Origin of the sequence: Nocardia sp. NPDC049149 (genome assembly GCF_043197455.1) — a bacterium.
Classification (GTDB): Bacteria; Actinomycetota; Actinomycetes; order Mycobacteriales; family Mycobacteriaceae; genus Nocardia.
Genome location: NZ_JBICTD010000012.1, coordinates 250122 through 269399 on the forward strand (window position 1 = coordinate 250122; position 19278 = coordinate 269399).

Here is a 19278-nt window from a genome sequence, read left to right on the forward strand (position 1 = left end):
CATGACACTACTCATGGGGGGTGTCACAAGGTTTCGTTGAGCGCCTTGATCGGCATCTTCAACTCGCCGAGCAGATCGAGATCGGCCTCGGCGGGCCTGCCGAGCGTGGTCAGGTAGTTGCCGACGATCACCGCGTTGATGCCGCCGAGGATGCCCTGCTTGGCGCCGAGGTCGCCGAGGGTGATCTCGCGACCGCCCGCGAAGCGAAGGATGGTGCGCGGCAACGCAAGCCGGAACGCGGCGACGGCACGCAGCGCGTCAGCGGCGGGCAGCACCTCGAGGTCACCGAAGGGGGTGCCCGGCCGCGGGTTGAGGAAGTTCAGCGGGACCTCGTCGGGCTCGAGCTCGGCCAGGTTCGCCGCGAATTCGGCGCGCTGCTCCAGGGTTTCGCCCATGCCGAGGATGCCGCCACAGCAGACCTCCATCCCTGCCTCGCGGACCATGCGCAGGGTGTCCCAGCGCTCTTCCCAGGTGTGCGTGGTGACCACGTTGGGAAAATAGGAGCGCGAGGTCTCCAGGTTGTGGTTGTAGCGGTGCACGCCCATGGCGGCGAGCTGGTCGACCTGCTCCTGGGTGAGCATGCCGAGCGAGCACGCGACCTGGATGTCGACCTCGTTGCGGATGGCCTCGACGCCTGCGGCGACCTGCGCCATCAGCCTGGCGTCCGGCCCACGCACGGCGGCGACGATGCAGAACTCGGTGGCGCCGGTCTTGGCCGTCTGCTTCGCGGCCTCGACCAGGCTGGGGATGTCGAGCCATGCGGCCCGCACCGGCGACTGGAACAGGCCGGACTGGGAGCAGAAGTGGCAGTCTTCGGGGCAGCCGCCGGTCTTGAGGCTGATGATGCCCTCGACCTCGACCTCGGGGCCGCACCACTTCATCCGCACGTCGTGGGCCAGCGCGAGCAGTTCTTCGAGGTGGTCGTCGCTGAGGCGGAGGACCTCGAGGACCTGGTCCTGGGTCAGGCCGTGACCGCGCTCGAGCACCTGTTCCCTGGCGAGTGCGAGAATCTCGGGGTTGCCGGGCGGCTGCGGAGTCGGTGCACCCACCTTCGCCTTGACAGGGAAGGTCGGTGAAGCGATGTCAACGGGAGCCTGGGTCACTGCGCGAATCCCTTCGTTCGGCCGACGTGGCCGCCCAACTTGAACGGTGTTCAGGCTAGGGTAGTGGTACCAATGAGTCAAAACATCGGCGGGAGGAATTCGGGTGCAGCTGCACAGGGCGGACGTGGTCGCGGGCGCGATCGCGATTCTCGATCAGTACGGCTTCGCCGACCTGACCATGCGCAGGCTCGCCGGCTCGCTTCAGGTGCAGCCGGGCGCGCTGTACTGGCACTTCCCCAATAAGCAGGCGCTGCTCGGCGCGGTCGCGGACAAGATACTCGCGCCGATGGAAGACCCGATCACCGCGACCGAATGGTCCGGCCAGATCAGCGAACTCGCGCACCGGCTGCGCGACTGCCTGCTCGCCTACCGGGACGGCGCCGAATTGGTCTCGGCCACTTACGCTTCCCGCCTCACCACCAGCAAGGGCCGGGAACGCATGGCGAGCGCGGCAATTCGCGCGGGCATGCCGCGGCACGAAGCCGAGAACGCCTCGTTCACGCTGCTGTACTACGTCCTCGGCCAGACCGTCGACGAGCAGTCGCGGATGCAGATGGATTCGGCAGGCGCGCTACCCGACGACGAAACACCCCTCGCCGACACCCCCGACCCCACCGCCCGTTTCGACTTCGGCCTGCAACTGTTCATCGCAGGCATCCACCACCTGCTCGGCACCCGAGTCCGCTGAGCCGTCGCCCAGCGACTCATCGAGGTGAGTCAAATGGTCGTCTCAACGATCTTCGACAGCGAACATATGACTACCTCGATTTTCAAGATCACTAAACCGGACCGCCGATGAGCCTACTGGAACAACACAACGCGCACCTGACGCGCGCCTACGGTCGGGGGCACTCTGGTCGCGGCAGCCCGCACGCTTTAGATGGTCATATGGCGCCGATACCGTCGACAGAATTTTCGCGTGCTTGCAAGCGTTTCGGCACCCTCGCGGCAAGAAACTCGTTCCTTGGATAAATATCTGAAGACTACTTATGCCCCGTAATGGAACAGGTCGCGTTTGCCCGGGATTGAACAGCATTATAATCGCGGCATTAGATCGAAGATCAGGATGTAAGTCTGGGCAGTCGCTGTCCGAGCCGGTACGGATAGGCATCAGCGAATTCCGGTATTGGTTCGGCGCGGTAAATGCGCGAACCTACCCGCTCGGCGAGGCGGGAGTCGATCGAGTTGCCCTACGGTGCGGAGCTATCCAGTGCGTAGGTGGGTGGCGGGTTTTATCTGTGCACGAGGGTAAATGGAGTCCACTCCGCTGTCGATCTGAACCATTGATTTGGTGTAGTCCCGCATTTCTGGTTGCGAGGGATAAACGGTCCGGAGCTGAATCCAGGTGAGCCCTTGACATGGCGAATTCCCACCCGTGAGGGCATGCGGCCGCGCCATGGCGCGGCTAGGGTGAGGTCGTGCTCACGCGGGCTCCTCGTATGGTCAGTCAGGCTTCCCGTCGGGGCCGCGTCAGAGTGAGGTCGATGGACGACATTGCCGCTCAACTGCTCCGTCAGCTCAGGATGCGGTTGCAGAATGAGTTGATGCCACCGTACGGCAAGGCTGCTGCAAGCCCAATTGAGCACGCGAGTAAGAAGCTCGAGCGTATCATCGGTGAAATTGAAGACGTAGACAGGCAGGGGTCAGCCGGTATACGCGCGTCAGGCGATCCGTCAACGCTCCGTCAGCTGATCGTACACCGTTACATTCCGGCTGCGTTGAAAGTGCGTCCCGAACCCGAGGCCGCGTTGGCATTGAGGTTCGCTCTCCGCAAACTGTCCGCGGAGATCGGACAGGAATTGGCCGCAGGTAACTCATCGGCAGACATAGCGCGGCGCTTCCGATTGACAGAAGACAACGTGCTGGAATTCGCTGGAATAGGCAAGGGGATTAGGCATGTTGCACACAAATATAATTTGCCTGGAGATAAGGCGTTGGCGCTCGCTGATACTCGGAAATTGCGCCTGGAGGTTGCCCGACGGGCTGTGGTGGACGAAATGGAGAGAATGCTCGGTGCAGAGGCGACTTGGGTCAGTTTTCTGGACAGGGATCGGACACTGGTTCGTTGGGCGAGAAGGCCTGAGAACCCCTTCCCCGAGTTCAACCGGGATGCGCGCATAATTTGCTGGGATGCCATCCTCATCGCTGGTGTTCGCGCGGGTAGCCTCAGCCCGGCCGATATCTGCAAGTTCTATGGTGGCCTGGATGATCTGGGCCGTGACCGGCGTATGGCTTGGCTCAAAGGCCTCCCGCAGAGGTTGATTCAAGACCCATTGCCGTACCCGGTGGCCGGACTCGATCCCGTGAAGATGCAGCGATACGCCGATGAGCTCTCCGTGTCACCGGAAGATTTGGCTGCCGAATTAAAGGTGGCGCGAGGGGACGTTCTTCTCTGGAATGACAACGATCACGCAGCCTTGGCCACCGGCACAATGGTCGACACCAGCGCGGGCCCGTCACCCGAGGTGCTTACATTCTGGCCGCCGCCGGGAGAACACAATCCTGACCCGGATACAGGCTCCTGGGCCAGAGTGGATAAGGTAAAACGCAGCAATCTCCATGAGCTTACCGATTTTATTGAGAATCCACCCCCGACTACGGCCCTGGGGGCGAAACCGGTGTGGACGGTATGGCAAGGCCGTGGGCCGTTCTATTGAACACGCTTACGGTGGATCGCCGATGCGTGGACCTTTGGGCAGGCACAGGCCGTCGACGGCATCGGCTCGAGACAGTTGTCCAGCGCCGGCGCCGCCGGGGTGTCACGCCTACCGCGCGAGCAAATTAGTCTATTTACAGTATTTCACCCATGCCTCATGCGGTCAGTCGGCATTCCCATTCGCCCTGAGCATGTGACATACGAAATTGGTTATATTCGCGACCCCTGTATCGGATTGTTCGGTGGACCACCAGTAGTGGTCTCCGCGGTGCTCACTGATTCCCGTCGATGTGTCGCCCGCGCACGTAGTGATCGCGGAGTCCGGGCTGAGGCATCCCCAGCACCGTGGCATCATCCGGGGGATGATTGTGACGATCGACCCGCCCAGCTAAGTTTCAACGAATCCTGCTCGCTGCGGAGGGTTTTCAACGACCGTACGAGTCCGGCGATGGTGTGATCACCCGACCGCCCCTGCATCGCGCCTGTGGCGCCTTCCTCGGTCATCCGATCTCGAGGGTGGCTCCCGCAGGGCTTACGCGCCACTGCGGCCACGCGCAGAACTGGACCCGGTCATCGCAACCGTGTGCGAACGCGGCACAACCCTTCCGTGCCTGCGGCCTCCCTGACGTCTACAACTCCGCGGCGCGGTGACCACTTCCGCAAAGCCTCCGGGCCGTGGTCGGCGCGTTGAACGGCCAACGCACCCTGAGGTATTCGCCGACGAAGTCGATCGGATGGATCTTGTCCGGGTCGGCCTACACTCCGCCCGCCTGGTCGAGCAGGATGGCGTCGCCTCGTTCGCACGCGATCACGCTGACGTTGGGTCGGGTCGTGCCAGAGGCGGAAGCTGTTTGAGGCGGGGGTGGTGCACGCCGGGGAACCAGCGGTACATGGCGGCGGCGCCGACGGCGGCGGCACCGGCCAGCGCGAGCGCCGAAACACTCAGCAGCGCAACGGCACTGATCGCACCGGCGACGAGCGGTCCGGCGAACATGCCGATGTCGTGGGTCAACCGCCATGCGCCGAGAAACTCGGCCCGCCGTCCGTCCGGGGCCGCGTCGGCGCCCACGGTCATGATCACGCCGTTGCCGACACCGTTGGCGAGCCCGAGTATCACGGCGACCGCGCCCAAGCCGAGGATCGAGGACGTGAGCGGCAACGCGCCGAACCCGATCGCGAACAACACCATTGCCGGTACACCGACTGCCCGGCTGCCGCGACGGTCCAACCAGATGCCCGCCGGATACGACATCAGCACGTCCACCGCGCCGGCAATGCCGAAAACCACGCTCGTTGCCGAGGCGCTCAGCCCGATATGCGCCGCCCACAGCGGAAGCACCGCGACCCTGGCCGCCCGCACCGCACCCATCAACAGCGCCGCCGACCCCAAAGTGCCGAGCACTCCGATGTTTTCGACGACCACCGAGCGCAGCGTGTGGCCGCCCTCGACCTGGTCGCCGTCCGGCGACGGTATCGCCACCATCGCCGCACCGGAGAGCACCATAGTGGCGAGCTGCAACCACAGTGCGCCACTCGGTCCCATCCCATGCACGAGCACGGCACCGAGGAACGGTCCGCAGAAGTACCCGAGCCGATGCGAGCCCGCCAGCGTCGACATCGCCCGGCCCCGGTCTGCAGCGGGCACCACCGCCACGATGTAGGTCTGACGAGCCAGACCCCACACCGCACCGGCCGCACCGTTGAGCAACATCCCGACTGCCAGCACCCCCAGATTCGGCGCGACAATCGCCAACAGCACACCGATGACGCCGAGTGCCGAACCGACACCGATGGCGCCCCGCTCCCCTATCCGCGCGACGATCCGCCCGGCAGGCAGATCGGCCACCACCATCCCCAGCCCGCTCAACGCGACCAGCACGCCTGCCAGCCCGATCGACGCCCCTAGATCCAGCGCGCGCAACGCGTACATCGGAGACGCCGCGCCGGCTCCGGTGCCGTACAACACCATCGGGACGAACACCGTCCAGGTGAGCGAACGCAGCCGAACGGGCTGGACGACAGGCCCGGTTCCGACCTCGGCGCTCACCGGGCCGACGCCGGACAGGCGTTGACGAGTTGCTCAGCGCCCGAACCTCGTTCGCAGAACACACCCGTCACCTGGCGTCGCGGACGGATCGCCGCGATGGATCGCGCTGCGACACAGTGCGATCCATCGGACCTCGACGGGCCGCGGCGCGCGGACCGACTCGAAGGGGAAGTGCGATAAGCGGGATCGACCCTCACTGCGCTAGCGCGGGGTGGCGGGCGAACCGACTCTCCGGGCGAGGCAGGCCGAAGTGGTCGCGCAGGGTGGTGCCGGTGTATTCGGTGCGGAACAGGCCGCGCTGCTGAAGGATCGGCACGACGGTTTCGGCGAAGACCTCGAGGCCGCCAGGGTAGTACGGCGGCATCACATTGAAGCCGTCGGCGGCGCCGCTGCGGAACCACTCCTCGATGGTGTCGGCGACCTGTTCCGGGGTGCCCGCGAAGACCCGGTGGCCACGCGCGCCGGCGAGGCGGTGCAGCAGGCCGCGCACGGTCGGCCGTTCCCGCTGCACGATTCCGGCGACGACCTGCAAGCGGCTGCGGCCGTTGTCGGTGACGTCGCCTGCGTCGTCGAACAGGTCGACGGGGACGTCCCCGTCCAACGGGAGATGCCGCAAACTCTTGCCGACGATGTTCTCCAGTTGCGTCAGACCGTATTCCGGCACCGTAAGCTCGTTGAACTCGCGTTCCAGTCGCTTGGCCGCCGCCTCGGTGTCACCGATGAACGGGCTGATCCCCGGCAGGATCTTCACGTGCTCCGGGTCGCGCCCGAAACCCTGTGCCTGCGACTTGATATCGGCGTAGAAGGTCTGCGCGTCCTCCAGCCGCTGGTGTGCGGTGAAGATCGCCTCCGCGTATTTGCCTGCGAACGAGCGACCTTCGTTGGACGCCCCGGCCTGCACCAGCACCGGATATCCCTGTGGCGTGCGCGGCGCGTTGAACGGTCCACGCACCCGCAGGTATTCGCCCGCGAAGTCGATCGGGTGGATTTTGTCCGGGTCGGCGTACACCCCGCTCGCCTTGTCCAGCACGATGGCGTCGTCTTCCCAGCTGTCCCACAGCGCGACAACGGCGTCCACGAATTCCCTGGCCCGCGCGTACCGTTCGGCGTGATCGGGGTGCTTGTCCAGGCCGAAGTTGGCCGCGGCCAGGTCGGTGCCCGTGGTGACGATGTTCCAGCCGGCCCGGCCGCCGGAGATGTGATCGAGCGTGGAGAACAACCTGGCCAGGTTGTAGGGCTCGTAGTACGTCGTCGACGCGGTCGCGATCAGGCCGAGATGTGTTGTCGCCGTGGCGATCGCGGTGAGCAGGGTGATCGGCTCCAAGCCGGAGCCCGCGTTGTGCTTGACGTTGGTGCGCAGCGCGGGACCATCGGCGAAGAACACCGCATCCAGCTTCGCGGCTTCGGCGGTGCGGCCGATCTCCTGGTAGTAGGCGGCGTCGTAGATCCGATGGGGCTGGCTGTCGGGATGCCGCCACGCCGCCTCGTGATGACCGGACGGGTAGATGAACGCATTCAGGCTGAGCTGACGAGGGCTACTCATGAGGCTTGTTTCTCTTCTGCACGGTGGGTCGGCTGGTCGGCTTGACCGACGCCGAGGCTGGCCAACAACAGGGACCGGTAGTCGCTGAAAGCCGGATCACTGTGGTGGCGTGGACGTTCCAGGTCGATGCGCAGATCGACCGCGATGCTGCCCTCGTCGAGCACGAGCACCCGGTCGGCGAGCAGCACCGCCTCGTCGACGTCGTGGGTGACCAGCAGCACGGCGGGCTTGTGCCTGGCGCACAGGTCCTGCAGCAGCGTGTGCATCTTGATCCTGGTCAACGCGTCCAATGCGCCGAACGGTTCGTCGGCGAGCAGCAGTTCGGGCTCGCGCACCAGCGAGCGGGCCAGCGCGACGCGCTGCTGTTCCCCACCGGAAAGCTGTTTCGGCCAAGCTTTTTCGCGCCCGGCAAGGCCGACCTCGCTCAGTGCCGCACGACCGCGCTCTGCGGCGTCCGAGCCGGTCAATCCCAAGGTCACGTTCTCGAGCACCCGCGACCACGGCAGCAGCCGGGAATCCTGGAACACGACGGCCCGTTCGGCGGGCACGGTCAGCTCGCCGGAGCCCGGCACGTCGTAGTCGAGCTCCGCGAGCGCCCGCAGCAGCGTGCTCTTGCCCGAACCGCTGCGCCCGAGCAGCGCGACGAATTCCCCGCTTGCGATGTCGATATCGAGGTCGCGCAGCACTACCCGCTCGCCGAAGCCGCGGCGCAGCGCACGGGTGCGGACAACGCCCGAGCCGCTCAGTCGCCCAATGTCTGTCGCCATGACAGCGCCTTCCTTTCCACCGCACGCACGGCGAGATCACCGAAAAGTCCGAGCAGCCCATAGATCACGAGCCCGACCACGATCACGTCGATCTGCCCGTAGGTCCGCGCCTGCGTCATCAGGTAGCCGATGCCGCTGGTGGCGTTGACCTGTTCCACTACGACCAGCGCCAGCCAGGAGATGGTCACCGCCAAGCGCAATCCGGTGAAGAAGCCGGGCAGCGCGCCGGGCAGCGCGACCCTGCGAACGAAGGCCAGGCGCGAAAGTCCCACCGTCTGAGCGAGTTCCACATATCTGGCGTCGACGCTGCGCAGCTGCGCATGCGTGTTCAGATAGATCGGGATGGCCACGCTGGTCGTGATGACCAGCAGCTTCATCTCCTCGCCGATGCCGAACCAGACAATGAACAGCGGAATCAGCGCGAGCGTGGGAATCGCACGCTTGATCTGAATCGGCCCGTCCACCAGCGCTTCACCGATCCGGCTCAACCCCGCGATCAGCGCGAGGACTAAGCCGACGGCGACGCCGATGCCGAGCCCGATCCCGGCCCGCTGCACCGAGGTGAGCAGATTCGACTGCAGCCTGCCGTCGGAGATCAGACCACCGGCGGTCTCGGCGACGGTCCACGGCGCGGGCAGCGTCTCCGGATCCAGTGTGCCGGAAGCCGATCCGAGCACCCAGGCGGCGATCAACAGGGTGGGCCCGATGGCGACACCGAACGGAATGGGGCGGCCTGGGCCGAGTCGCGGCCGGGCAGGCTTGCGTTTGCCGAGCACGTGCGCCGGTGCGCTGCCGCGACCGAGCCTGCTCAATACGCCGGCGTCGAGGGTCGCCATCAGCGTTCCTTCGGGGCGAAGGCGGCACCGCTCGCGGTGACCCCCTCGGTGATCGGGGCGTCGAAGCGCAGGTCGAAGCCCTTGGCCGCCTGCACCTTCTTCGGCAGCTCGCCCGCCTTGTCGATGGCGTCGATGGTGGCCTGCTGGCGCGCGACGAGCTGGTCGTCCAGATGCGGGAAGGTGAAGGTGCCGAGCGATTCCACGATGCGCTTCGCGTCCTCGGCGCTGACCTTCTGGTTCTCCACGTAATACCGGCGGGCCCACTCGTCCTGGTGGGTGTTGATCCACTGGTTGGCCCGGATGTAGGCGGCGACCAGGGCCCGAGTCGCGGCTGCCTTGGCCGGATCCTGCACCACGGCACGGCGGGCGTACAGGTAGGCGAGCCCTGGATAGATATCCTTGGTCTGGTCGGCCGGGATCAGCGAGGCGCCCGAAGTCCGCAGGAAGCGTGTGATATTCGGTTCGATGAGCGGTGCGACGTCGACCTGACCGGTGCGAATCGCGTCGGGGAACTCGCCGAGTTGCAGCCGGATCAGCTGCGCGTCAGCGGGTTTGAGTCCCACCTTGTCGAGTGCCCGCAGCACTGCCGCCTGCTGGGCAGTGCCCTCGGCGTAAGCGATCTTCTTGCCCTTCAGCTCGGCGAGAGTGGTGATCGACTTGCCGGGAGCCACCGCAAGTCTCAAGGCGGTGGTACTGGTTTGATAGGCGGCGACGATGGGCACGTCCTGGCCTGCGACCAGGGCGTGGATCGGTGGGACGTCGCCCACTGAAGCAACGTCCGCGGCCTCGGCGCGGAACGCCTCCAGAACGGCAGGTCCGCCAACGAAATTGGCGAACTCGACCTTGAACGGGAGCTTGTCGAGCTCGCCGGAGAACCGCAATACCGACTGCAGGCGTTCGGACTGGTCGGCGAGGACGAGCTTGGTGCCCGCCGGAATCTCGGTGGGCAGCGGGGTATCCGCGGCGACGGGACCGTCCGACTTCTCGGTGTTCGAGCAGCCGGTGAGTCCGAGGGTCGCAACGGTTGCCACGGCGAGCAATGCGGCGGCGGTGCGGCCATGGCGGCCGAACAGGGAGGTGCGTGGTCGGTACATACTCGGATTCAAACAAGACAAAACCGGCCCGAACACCGTTTGTCTCAGGCTGGTTCGAACTGCTCAGCGCGGTGCGGCCGAGGTCGCGGGCGCCCGAACCTGCTGCTGATAGCGCTGGATGAACGGCAGGATCTGCTGCTCGATCACCGTGTTGTACTCGACCGGGCGTTGCATCGGATTGGCATGCCCCGTGTTGCGCGCCAGCACCACCGACAAGGTGCCGTCCACACCGCCCGACACATCGATCAGCACCCGATGCGAGTACTCGACATCGACAACCCGGTCCCGATCCGGATCCCTCGGTCGAATGAAAACGATAGCGGGCCGCGGCTTTTCGTCCTTGGGCTCGGCGAGTGCGCGCAAGTCACCGGCCGCACCGCCCGCCACGATCGCGGTGAACTGCGCCTCGATCAGGCCGTTGCTCGCCGCGTTGCGCGAAAAGATCTTCTCGCGCAGCACGTCTCTGAGCACATCGCGCAGCTCGGCGACGCGGATGCCGGGCGGGAGGCCGTTGCCGCCGTCGGAGACGAACCGGTCCCGTCGCGCGTAGGTCTCCACCGCGATGCGCAGCAGCCGACTTTCACGCGCGCCGGGCAGCCAGCCCATCCAGCGGACCATGTCCTCGCCGCGGCCTCGGCTCTCCGGCCGGACTGCGTTCAGGTCCACCGGCGTGCAGTCCAGGATCACCCCGACCACCCGGCGGTCGCTGTCGAGGTGGATGTGTTTGGCGACCTCGAGCGCGATCACGCCGCCCATGCTGTGCCCGACGAGCACGATGTTGCGCAGCCCCGACAATTCGGCGGCGCGGATGATCAGGTCGGCGATTACCTTGGTGTCGATACCTTCGTTGTCGTAGCGGATCGCCCACACCACACCCATTCGGCGCAGCGCGGGCAATGCGCCCGCGGTCGCGCTGGCGTCGAGCACGCCGAGACCGACCATGTCCACCACGACGGTGTCCCAATCCTTGGGGTCGGCGGGCGGGCCGACCGGCAAGATCGCGGGGTCGGTTTGCGCGAGCCGTTCCTGTTCGGGTTTCACGTCATGGGTCAGGTACTGCGCGTAGCCGATGAGCACGGCGACGAGCAATACCAGCACTCGAACCGCCACGGACCTGGTGCGGCGCAACGTCTTCCACTCGTGCCACGGGCTGGTGTCCCGTAGCCGGGCTCTGCGTCGCGCGTCGTCCCAGTCCGCGATGGTGGACGGGTGCCGATCTTGCAGCGGCGACATCTTTTCCACTGTAGGCACGGCTGTGGACGATTGTCATTCCACAACCCGACGATCTGATGAACCCGACCGAACGGTAGAGTTCCGCCGTCCTACCTGGCAGGTGCGGGAATCCGGTGTAATTCCGGAACGGTCGCGCCACTGTGATCGCCGCCCGGCGAAAGTCAGACCTCCCCTGCCGCGATCACTCTGGAGAGGCCGCGACTTGCCTGTGGAGCACCACCGATGACCCGTGTCCGCACGGCGATCGTCCTGCCCGTCCTCGGGGCGCTGTTGATCTGCGCGATGATCCTCGCCACGGGTTTCGGCGCGGAGACGCTGCCGGTCTCGTCGGTCCTCGAGGTCCTGCGGCACCGCGTCACCGGACACGCCCCCACCGACTTCGGGCTGGACACCATCGTCTGGCAACTGCGGGTGCCGCGCACGGTGCTCGCCGCGATCGTCGGCGCGGGGCTGGCGCTTGCGGGGGCCGCCATGCAGACGCTCGTGCGCAATCCGCTCGCCGACCCCTATCTACTCGGGGTGTCATCCGGAGCAGGCGTCGGCGCGGCCGCGGTCATCACCTCCGGGCTGTTCGCGGGCGCGGGCGTGTGGGCGTTGTCCGGCGGGGCGCTGGTCGGTGCGTTGGCCGCCGCGGCGTTGGTGTTCGTGATCGCGGTCGCGCAGGGTGGGCTGACACCGCTGCGGCTGGTGCTGACCGGCACCGTGCTCGGCTCCGCGTTCGCCGCGTTGAGCAGCTACCTGATCTTCCGTCGCCCCGATCCCTCGGCCGCGCAATCGGTGCTGTTCTGGTTGCTCGGCAGCCTCGCAGGCGCCGATTGGACGCGCATCGCGTTGCCGCTGAGCGTGGTCGCGCTCGCCGGTGCCGCACTGCTCAGCGCCAGCGGCTGGCTCGACGCGCTGACCGTCGGCGCCGATACTGCTGCGTCACTGGGGGTTCCGGTCAAGCAATTGCGCATCGGCCTGTTCCTGCTGCTTTCGATCCTCGTCGGCGTACTCGTCGCGGTGTCGGGCGGCATCGGCTTCGTCGGCTTGGTTGTGCCGCATGCCGCCCGGCTCCTGGTCGGCCCGCGCCATCGCATCCTGTTGCCCGCCAGCGCGCTCTGCGGCGCCTTGTTCCTCGTCGTCGCCGACGCGGCGACCAGAATCGTGGTGCGCCCCACCGAGATTCCCGTCGGTGTCCTCACCGGTCTCATCGGCGCCCCCGCGTTCCTGATCCTGATGGGCAGGCGGCGCTATCGGTTCGGTGAATCGTGAACCGCGCCGAGAGCGCAGCGGAGCGGCCACTGGCCACCGGAGCGGTGGTGGTCGAAGGGCTCGCGTGTGCCGCGGGACGACGGACCGTGATTGCCGATGTGAGCTTCGCGGTGCGTGGCGGGGAGACGATCGGGATCGTCGGGCCGAACGGGACAGGCAAAACGACGCTGCTGCAGGTACTTGCCGGCGTGCGTCGTCCGGTGCACGGCCGGGTGCGCGTGGATGGTCTTGTGCTGCACGATTTGTCGGCGCGACAGCGCGCACGGACGGTGGCGCTGGTCGCGCAGGACGAGCGGCCACCCGCCGATCTGCGCGCCGGCGAGGTGGTCGCGCTCGGGCTCACCCCGTACCTGCCGCCATGGGGCGCCGGTTCACCGCGCGAACAGCAGCAGATCGAAAAGGCCTTGGCCACCGTCGATCTGGCCGGTTTCGCCGAGCGACCGGTGCACCATCTTTCCGGCGGTGAGCGGCAGCGGGTGCTGCTGGCTCGTGCGCTCGTGCAAGACACCCCGGTGCTGCTGCTCGACGAGCCGACCAACCACCTCGACATCACTCATCGCCTGGAACTGCTCGCCCTCGCTCGCACCCTCGACCGCACCGTCGTCATGGCGCTGCACGATCTGACGTTGGCCGACCGCTATTGCGACCGAATCCTGGTGTTGCACAACGGCGCCGCCCACCCCCTCGCGGCGCCGGAGACGGCACTCGCGCCCGATGTCGTCGACACGGTCTTCAACGTGCGTGCCCTGCGCGTCGCGCACCCGGAGACCAACCACTCGCATCTCTTGATCACCCCGAGAGAGCCGACCCCGTGACCAGCGCTGTTGTTGAATGGAAAGGCGAACGAATGAGGCATGTTTCCCGGGTGCTCGCGGCGGTTGTCGTCGCGGCGGCACTGGCCGGATGCGGCGCGGACAAGGCGGCCGGCGGGAATCTCACGCTCCGCAATTGCGAAGAGGACGTGCAGTTTCCGACGCCGGCCAAGCGGTTGTTCGTGAACGACGGGAACCTGATCTCGATGGCGCTCGCGTTGGGCGTGCAGGACCAGGTGGTCGCGGTGTCCAGCGTGCAGCGTGACGCGGACACGTTGCGCAGGCACTACGGCCCGGCCGTCGATCAGCTGAAAGATGTGGCGCCCGAATACCCCTCGCGGGAGACGGTGTTGGCGCAGGGTCCCGATGTGATGGTCGCAGGCTGGAGTTACGGCTACGACGAAGCGAAAAACCTCACCCCGGACTCGTTGCGCAAGGCCGGCATCGCGGCCTACACGCTCACCGAGAGCTGCCGTCAGCGCAATGGCGAACGGCCGCGCGGCATCGTCGAACCGTGGACCGCGCTGCGCACCGACCTCACCAACCTCGGCGCCATCACCGGCCGCGCCGACCGAGCAGGCGAACTCACCGCCGACCTGGATCGGCGACTTGCCGCACTGAGTGCCGCGCCGCGCGGCGAGCGCACACCCACCATCTTCCTGTTCGACAGCGCCACCGATTCGCTCATGTCCAGCGGGAGTTTCGGTGCCCCCCAGGCGATCCTGGACGCCGCAGGCGGCCGCAACGCGCTGTCGGATGTGGCGGACACCTGGACACGGGTGTCCTGGGAACGACTCGCCGCCGCCGACCCCGACGCCATCATGTTCGTCGACTACCCGCCGCAAACCTTCGCCCAGAAGGTCGAGGCGCTGCGCGCGAAGCCGGGCATCAACCAGCTGCGTGCCGTCACCGAGGGCCGCTTCCTCAACCTGCCCTACGCGATGTGGACCAGCGGGCCGCTCAACATCGACGCCGCCGAGCAGATCCGCAAACAGCTCGAGAACTGGCACCTGGTGCCCGCCTCCACCATTGCGCCGAAGGCCGACGACGCCATCCGCTGACGATCAGCCGACGGCGCCGTTCTCCGCGAGGGCAGCGAGCTTGGTCACCCGGTCGGGATCAGGCGAAGGGTGACCAGGTCGGCTCGAACCAGCCCGGCGCCGCGGAGGCGAAGCCCTCCCTGGTCCAGGCGCCCGCGCCCGCGGGAATCGCACCGACGATGTCGACGCCGGTGACGCGCGGTAGGTCGACGCGGTTGCACGCGGCGGCGAGATCGGGCTCGACCGGCCAGGAGCCGATGACCAGCCCCGAGCAGCGCACGCCCGCCGAATGCAGTGCGCGAGTGGTCAATTCGGTGTGGTTGAGGGTGCCGAGCCCGGCCGCGGTGACCACGACCACCGGAGCGTCGAGCTTCTCGGCGAGATCGAGCAGAGTGAAATCGCCGAGCCGGACCAGCAATCCGCCCGCGCCCTCCACCAGGGTGAGGTCCGCGTCGGCGAGTGTGTCGATGGCGGCGACCGTTTCGGCCAACGTCAACTCCGGCAGGCCAGCGCGGCGTGCTGCGGTATCGGGCGCAAGCGGGTCCGGGTAGCGCGCCACCTCCAACGTCCGGGTCACGCCGCTGAGCTGCTCGATGGCCGCGATATCGCCGGGTTCGCCAGGGCGGACACCGGTTTGACCCGGCTTGCACACCGCGACCGTTTTGCCTTCGGCCAACGCCGCCGCCGCAATCGCGGCCGTGACGACGGTCTTGCCGACTTCCGTTGACGTCCCGGTAATCAGCAGAACACTCATACCCACACCTCACTCAGTTCGACTCTTGATCCCTTGCCGCAGGCACATAATCGGCAGCGCCCGCGGTCTACCTCTCACACCGGCACGGTCACCGATTCCACATCGACCCCGCCCCGCGCCTCGGCCAGCACCTCGCCGAGAACCGTTGCAATGGTGTCCAGTTCAGCAGCGGTCAGGTTCGCCCTGGCGGTGAGCCGGAGCCGTGATGTGCCCTCCGGCACCGAGGGCGGACGGAAGCACCCGACATCGAGGCCGCGGGCCCGACAGGCCTGCGCCGCCTCGAACGCAATCTGTGCCTTGCCGAGCACGACCGAAACAACCGCCGAATCCGGCTTGTCCACTGCGGCAATGCGCGCGATGTCCGCGGCGCGCTCCAGCACCCGGCTCGCCAGTTCAGGCTCCCGCCGCAGCACACCGAGCGCGGCGCGGGCGGCACCGACGGCCGCGGGCGCGAGGCCGGTGTCGAAGATGAAGGTGCGCGCGGCATCGATCAGGTGGGCGCGCACCCGCTCGCTGGCGAGGACGACACCGCCTTGCGCGGCAAGGGATTTCGACAACGTCGCGGTGATCACCAGATCCGGCTCGCCCGCCAGCCCGAGCTCGTGCACCAGCCCGCGCCCGCCGTCGCCGCGCACACCGAGCCCGTGCGCTTCATCGACGACGAGCACCGCCCCGCGCGCCCTCGTGACCCGGTGCAACGCGATCAGCGGCGCGAGATCACCGTCGGCGCTGAAGACCGAGTCGGTGAGCACCAACGCCCGTTCCTCGGTGCGCGCGGCCAGGATTCGGTCGACCGCGTCGACATCGCCGTGCGCGGCGACCGCCACCCGCGCGCGAGACAGCCTGCACGCGTCGACAAGTGAGGCATGACTGCCCGCGTCGGACACCACCAGCGCGCCGCGTCCGGCCAGCGCGGTGACCGCGCCGAGGTTTGCCGCATAGCCGCTGGCGAAGACCAATCCCGCTTCGGCGCCGACGAATTCGGCGAGCTCGCGCTCCAGCAGCTCGTGCTCGGCGGTGGTTCCGGTGACGAGGCGCGAACCGGTCGACCCGGCGCCCCAGCGCCGAATCGCCTCGACCGCACCGTCGATCACCTCGGGATGGTGAACCAGCCCGAGGTAGTCGTTGGAGGCCAGATCGATCGACGGCGACTGCGCCGCCCTCGGCCGCAGTTCGCGGCGCAGCCCAGCAGCCACCCGCGCCGACGCACGCTCATCCAACCAACTCAACGGATCGGTAGTCACAGCTCCGCAGCATACTTGAACACCGTTCAAGGTGCACGGCGCGCTAGGCAGACTGCGCGACAACAGCCGCGCGGATTCCCGCCGCGATCGTCGCGATCTCCGCAGAGCTGCTGATGAACGGCGGCATGGCATACACGAGATTCCGGAACGGCCGCAGCCAGACACCCGCCGCCACCGCCGCATCGGTGGCGGTGCGCATGTCCACCGGCCGGTCCAGCTCGACAACGCCGATCGCGCCGAGCACCCGCGCCTCGACGACCCCCGGCAACGCCCGCAGCGGGGCGAGCCCGGCCTCGAGCTCGGTCTCGATCCGCGCCACGTCCGCGCGCCAGTCGCCTGCCAGCAGTAGCTCGATGGAAGCCACCGCGACGGCGCAGGCCAGCGGGTTGCCCATGAAGGTCGGCCCATGCATCAACCCGCCGTGGCCCGCACTGATCGTCTCGGCGATCTGCGCGGTGCACAGTGCGGCGGCCAGCGTCAGGTAGCCGCCGGTCAATGCCTTGCCGACACACATCACGTCGGGGCGAACGCCGGCCTGATCGGCCGCGAAAAGCGTTCCGGTGCGGCCGAATCCGGTCGCGATCTCGTCGAAGACGAGCAGCACGTCATGCGCGTCGCACAGCCTGCGCAGATCGGCGAGATAGCGCGGATCATGCCAGCGCATCCCGCCCGCCCCCTGGACGACCGGTTCCACAATGACCGCCGCGAGGTCCGCCGCGTTGGTGCTGATGGCCCGTTCGAGCTCCGCGACATACTCGGGCCGATAGTCGCTCGGCGGCATCGGCGCGAATACCTGCTCCACCAGCACATCGGTCCACAGCGAGTGCATGCCGCCCGTCGGATCGCACACGCTCATCGGCGTGAAGGTGTCCCCGTGATAGCCGCCGCGCCAGGTGAGCAGCCGCCGCTTCTGCGGCCGATCCAGCGCGCGCCAGTACTGCAGGCACATCTTCACGGCGACCTCGACCGACACCGACCCGGAGTCGCACAGAAAAACCTTGTCCAACCCGCCCGGCGTCAGCTCGACCAGCAGCTCGGCCAGCCGCGCCGCGGGTTCGTGAGTGAGCCCGCCGAACATCACGTGGCTCATCCGCTGCGACTGCGCCACCAGCGCGGCATCGAGCACCGGGTGCCGGTAGCCGTGGATGGCCGCCCACCACGAGCTCATGCCGTCGATCACCGTGCGCCCGTCGCCGAGCGTCAGCCGGACGCCCGCGGCCTCGGTGACAACCAGCGGTTCGGTGGTCGCGGGGAACCCACCGTAGGGATGCCAGACATGCTTGGCATCGAGGGCGGTGATCTCGTCAGGAGTCAGTGTCACAGGAATCCTCGCGGTCGCGCAGCACAGCTTGAACGGCGTTCAAGTTACCAGTCGAGCCTGCGACCGAAAGGCGTCCGCCCGAATTTCCATACGCGACGCGACCGCGCGTCGTATTCTTTGACTTAGTCAACGATTGCCGAGTCATCGAGAAAGAGAGCCGTCGTGACCGTCGCCGCTGCCGCCGATATCGCCGCCGTTCGGGAGTTCAACCGCCGCTACACCCGCATCATCGGGGTGCTCCGCGAAGGGCTACTGGGCAGCGAATATTCGCTGACCGAGGTGCGAATCCTGTTCGAGCTGGCCAACTCCGGGATCACCGAGGTGGTTGCCCTGCGCCAGGCACTCGACCTCGACGCCGGCTACCTGAGCCGGATCCTGGCCCGCTTCGAGAAGGCAAACCTGGTGCAGCGCAACCGATCCGACAGCGACGGCCGCCGCCAGGAGGTCCGGCTGACCGCACGCGGCAAGGAGATCTTCGCCGTGCTCGACCAACGCTCCAGTGACGAAATCGGCCACCTGCTCAACGCCAAACCGGCGGCGTCCAGGGCTCGCCTGGTCGCCGCGATGCGCACCATCGAGCAGATCCTCGACCATCCGGCCGATGCGGCCGCCGCGCCCGAGCTCGTCGTCCGGGCGCCGCGACCGGGCGACTACGGCTGGGTCATCGAGCGGCACGCCCGGCTCTACAGCGACGAATACGGTTGGGACGGAACGTATGAGGAGTTGATCGTCCGGATCGTCGCCGACTATCTGAACGCGCACGACGAGGAGCGCGAGCGCGCCTGGATCGCCGAATCCGGCGGCCAACCGGTGGGCAGCATCTTCTGTGTCGCCGAGAACGAGTGCACCGCCCGGCTGCGCCTGCTGCTGGTCGAGCCGACCGCCCGCGGCCTCGGTGTCGGATCAGCACTGGTCGAGGAGTGCCTGCGTTTCGCGACCGCCGCCGGGTACCGGGAGATGGTGCTGTGGACCAACGATGTCCTCAGCTCGGCCCGGCGCATCTATCAGCGCGCCGGATTCGAACTCGTCGAGGAGCAGCCGCACCACAGCTGGGGCGCGGACCTGGTCGGTCAGACCTGGCGCCGCTCACTCGGCCCGGCCGACTGACTCGGCTTGTGCCCCAACGGGTTCGTCGGCGAGCTCCGCGCGCACCGTGACCAGCGCGCGGCGGAGTTCCGCGAGGCCATCGGCGCCGAGCGCCTCAGCGAGCGCGCCTTCGATGCGCCGGATCTGCGCTGCCGCGGTGCCGAGCGCGGCCCGGCCCGCTTCGGTCAGCAGCACCAGTCGCACCCGCCGGTCGGCGGGATCGACCTGCCGTTCGACCAGTCCGCAGCGTTCCAGATGCGTCACCAGCTCCCCCATCGACTGCTGGGTCATGTACGCCGACTCCGCCAGCGCCGAGATCCGCGAACCGGCCGGGTCCAGGTGGCGGAAGACGGCGTAGTGCGCGGGGCGGAGCTGATCGTCGAGGCGCGCCCGCAACTCCCGGTCCAGCGTGCGCTCGTAGGCGGCGGTGGCCTGGAACAACAGTTTCAGCAGGGTGGCGTCCGAGTCGACCGTTGACATATTACGAA

Annotated in this window: 17 protein-coding genes and 1 riboswitch; of the genes, 6 read left to right on the plus strand and 11 right to left on the minus strand. The window is 67.3% G+C overall.

What is annotated here, in order from left to right:
- Positions 1-23: 23 nt before the first annotated feature.
- On the minus strand, positions 24-1049 hold the full coding sequence (gene bioB / locus ACGFNJ_RS37815) for a biotin synthase BioB (RefSeq protein WP_393459902.1): 1026 nt from the start codon (positions 1047-1049) through the stop codon (positions 24-26).
- A 157-nt stretch (positions 1050-1206) separates the two neighbouring features.
- Between bioB and ACGFNJ_RS37820 the strand changes: the two genes are divergently transcribed.
- Together ACGFNJ_RS37820 and ACGFNJ_RS37825 are read left to right on the plus strand one after the other, a co-directional pair.
- Complete coding sequence (locus ACGFNJ_RS37820; RefSeq protein ID WP_393459905.1) at positions 1207-1791, plus strand: TetR/AcrR family transcriptional regulator C-terminal domain-containing protein; 585 nt, start codon at positions 1207-1209, stop codon at positions 1789-1791.
- Between the two features lie 796 nt (positions 1792-2587).
- A complete protein-coding gene (locus tag ACGFNJ_RS37825; RefSeq protein ID WP_393459908.1) occupies positions 2588-3760 on the plus strand; it encodes a hypothetical protein in 1173 nt (390 codons plus the stop codon).
- 807 nt (positions 3761-4567) lie between these two features.
- On the opposite strand, the gene ACGFNJ_RS37830 is transcribed toward ACGFNJ_RS37825, so the two are convergent.
- From ACGFNJ_RS37830 to ACGFNJ_RS37855, 6 genes are all read right to left on the minus strand, one after another.
- Positions 4568-5728: an MFS transporter gene (locus ACGFNJ_RS37830; RefSeq protein ID WP_393460024.1), complete on the minus strand. Its 1161-nt coding sequence runs from the start codon at positions 5726-5728 to the stop codon at positions 4568-4570.
- A gap of 271 nt (positions 5729-5999) precedes the next feature.
- Positions 6000-7349 (minus strand): LLM class flavin-dependent oxidoreductase, encoded by a 1350-nt coding sequence (locus ACGFNJ_RS37835; RefSeq protein ID WP_393459911.1) that lies wholly within the window; start codon positions 7347-7349, stop codon positions 6000-6002.
- Positions 7346-8116 carry an ABC transporter ATP-binding protein gene (locus ACGFNJ_RS37840; RefSeq protein WP_393459914.1) on the minus strand — a complete coding sequence of 257 codons (771 nt, stop codon included), beginning with the start codon at positions 8114-8116 and terminating at the stop codon, positions 7346-7348. Before ACGFNJ_RS37840 ends, ACGFNJ_RS37835 begins: the two co-directional genes overlap by 4 nt.
- Positions 8092-8952, minus strand: a complete 861-nt coding sequence (locus ACGFNJ_RS37845; RefSeq protein ID WP_393459917.1) for an ABC transporter permease — start codon at positions 8950-8952, stop codon at positions 8092-8094. Before ACGFNJ_RS37845 ends, ACGFNJ_RS37840 begins: the two co-directional genes overlap by 25 nt.
- Positions 8952-10046 carry an ABC transporter substrate-binding protein gene (locus ACGFNJ_RS37850; protein ID WP_393459920.1) on the minus strand — a complete coding sequence of 365 codons (1095 nt, stop codon included), beginning with the start codon at positions 10044-10046 and terminating at the stop codon, positions 8952-8954. Before ACGFNJ_RS37850 ends, ACGFNJ_RS37845 begins: the two co-directional genes overlap by 1 nt.
- A gap of 63 nt (positions 10047-10109) precedes the next feature.
- Entirely contained in the window at positions 10110-11279 is a 1170-nt protein-coding gene (locus ACGFNJ_RS37855; RefSeq protein WP_393459923.1) for an alpha/beta fold hydrolase, read from the minus strand.
- A gap of 59 nt (positions 11280-11338) precedes the next feature.
- Positions 11339-11469, plus strand: a riboswitch (cobalamin riboswitch).
- 32 nt (positions 11470-11501) lie between these two features.
- Between ACGFNJ_RS37855 and ACGFNJ_RS37860 the strand changes: the two genes are divergently transcribed.
- Genes ACGFNJ_RS37860 through ACGFNJ_RS37870 form a run of 3 tightly spaced genes read left to right on the plus strand, consistent with a single transcriptional unit; the run spans position 11502 to position 14406 of the window.
- Entirely contained in the window at positions 11502-12533 is a 1032-nt protein-coding gene (locus ACGFNJ_RS37860; RefSeq protein WP_393459926.1) for a FecCD family ABC transporter permease, read from the plus strand.
- The gene (locus ACGFNJ_RS37865; RefSeq protein WP_393459929.1) at positions 12530-13348 is read left to right on the plus strand and encodes an ABC transporter ATP-binding protein; all 819 of its coding nucleotides are present in this window, start codon (positions 12530-12532) and stop codon (positions 13346-13348) included. Before ACGFNJ_RS37860 ends, ACGFNJ_RS37865 begins: the two co-directional genes overlap by 4 nt.
- Positions 13349-13380: 32 nt before the next feature.
- Positions 13381-14406: an ABC transporter substrate-binding protein gene (locus ACGFNJ_RS37870; RefSeq protein ID WP_393459932.1), complete on the plus strand. Its 1026-nt coding sequence runs from the start codon at positions 13381-13383 to the stop codon at positions 14404-14406.
- Positions 14407-14464: 58 nt separating this feature from the next.
- Here ACGFNJ_RS37870 and bioD read toward each other — a convergent pair whose 3' ends face one another.
- The 3 genes from bioD to ACGFNJ_RS37885 form a co-directional block, all read right to left on the minus strand.
- Entirely contained in the window at positions 14465-15139 is a 675-nt protein-coding gene (bioD, locus tag ACGFNJ_RS37875) for a dethiobiotin synthase (RefSeq protein WP_393459935.1), read from the minus strand.
- 74 nt (positions 15140-15213) lie between these two features.
- The gene (locus ACGFNJ_RS37880) at positions 15214-16383 is read right to left on the minus strand and encodes an 8-amino-7-oxononanoate synthase (RefSeq protein WP_393459938.1); all 1170 of its coding nucleotides are present in this window, start codon (positions 16381-16383) and stop codon (positions 15214-15216) included.
- Between the two features lie 43 nt (positions 16384-16426).
- Positions 16427-17704: an adenosylmethionine--8-amino-7-oxononanoate transaminase gene (locus tag ACGFNJ_RS37885; protein ID WP_393459941.1), complete on the minus strand. Its 1278-nt coding sequence runs from the start codon at positions 17702-17704 to the stop codon at positions 16427-16429.
- A 162-nt stretch (positions 17705-17866) separates the two neighbouring features.
- Between ACGFNJ_RS37885 and ACGFNJ_RS37890 the strand changes: the two genes are divergently transcribed.
- Positions 17867-18811, plus strand: coding sequence for a GNAT family N-acetyltransferase (locus tag ACGFNJ_RS37890; protein WP_393459944.1), 945 nt, complete (start codon positions 17867-17869; stop codon positions 18809-18811).
- Here ACGFNJ_RS37890 and ACGFNJ_RS37895 read toward each other — a convergent pair.
- The gene (locus ACGFNJ_RS37895) at positions 18791-19270 is read right to left on the minus strand and encodes a MarR family winged helix-turn-helix transcriptional regulator (RefSeq protein ID WP_393459947.1); all 480 of its coding nucleotides are present in this window, start codon (positions 19268-19270) and stop codon (positions 18791-18793) included. The two genes, ACGFNJ_RS37890 and ACGFNJ_RS37895, sit on opposite strands and share 21 nt — an antisense overlap.
- Between the last annotated feature and the right edge of the window lie 8 nt (positions 19271-19278).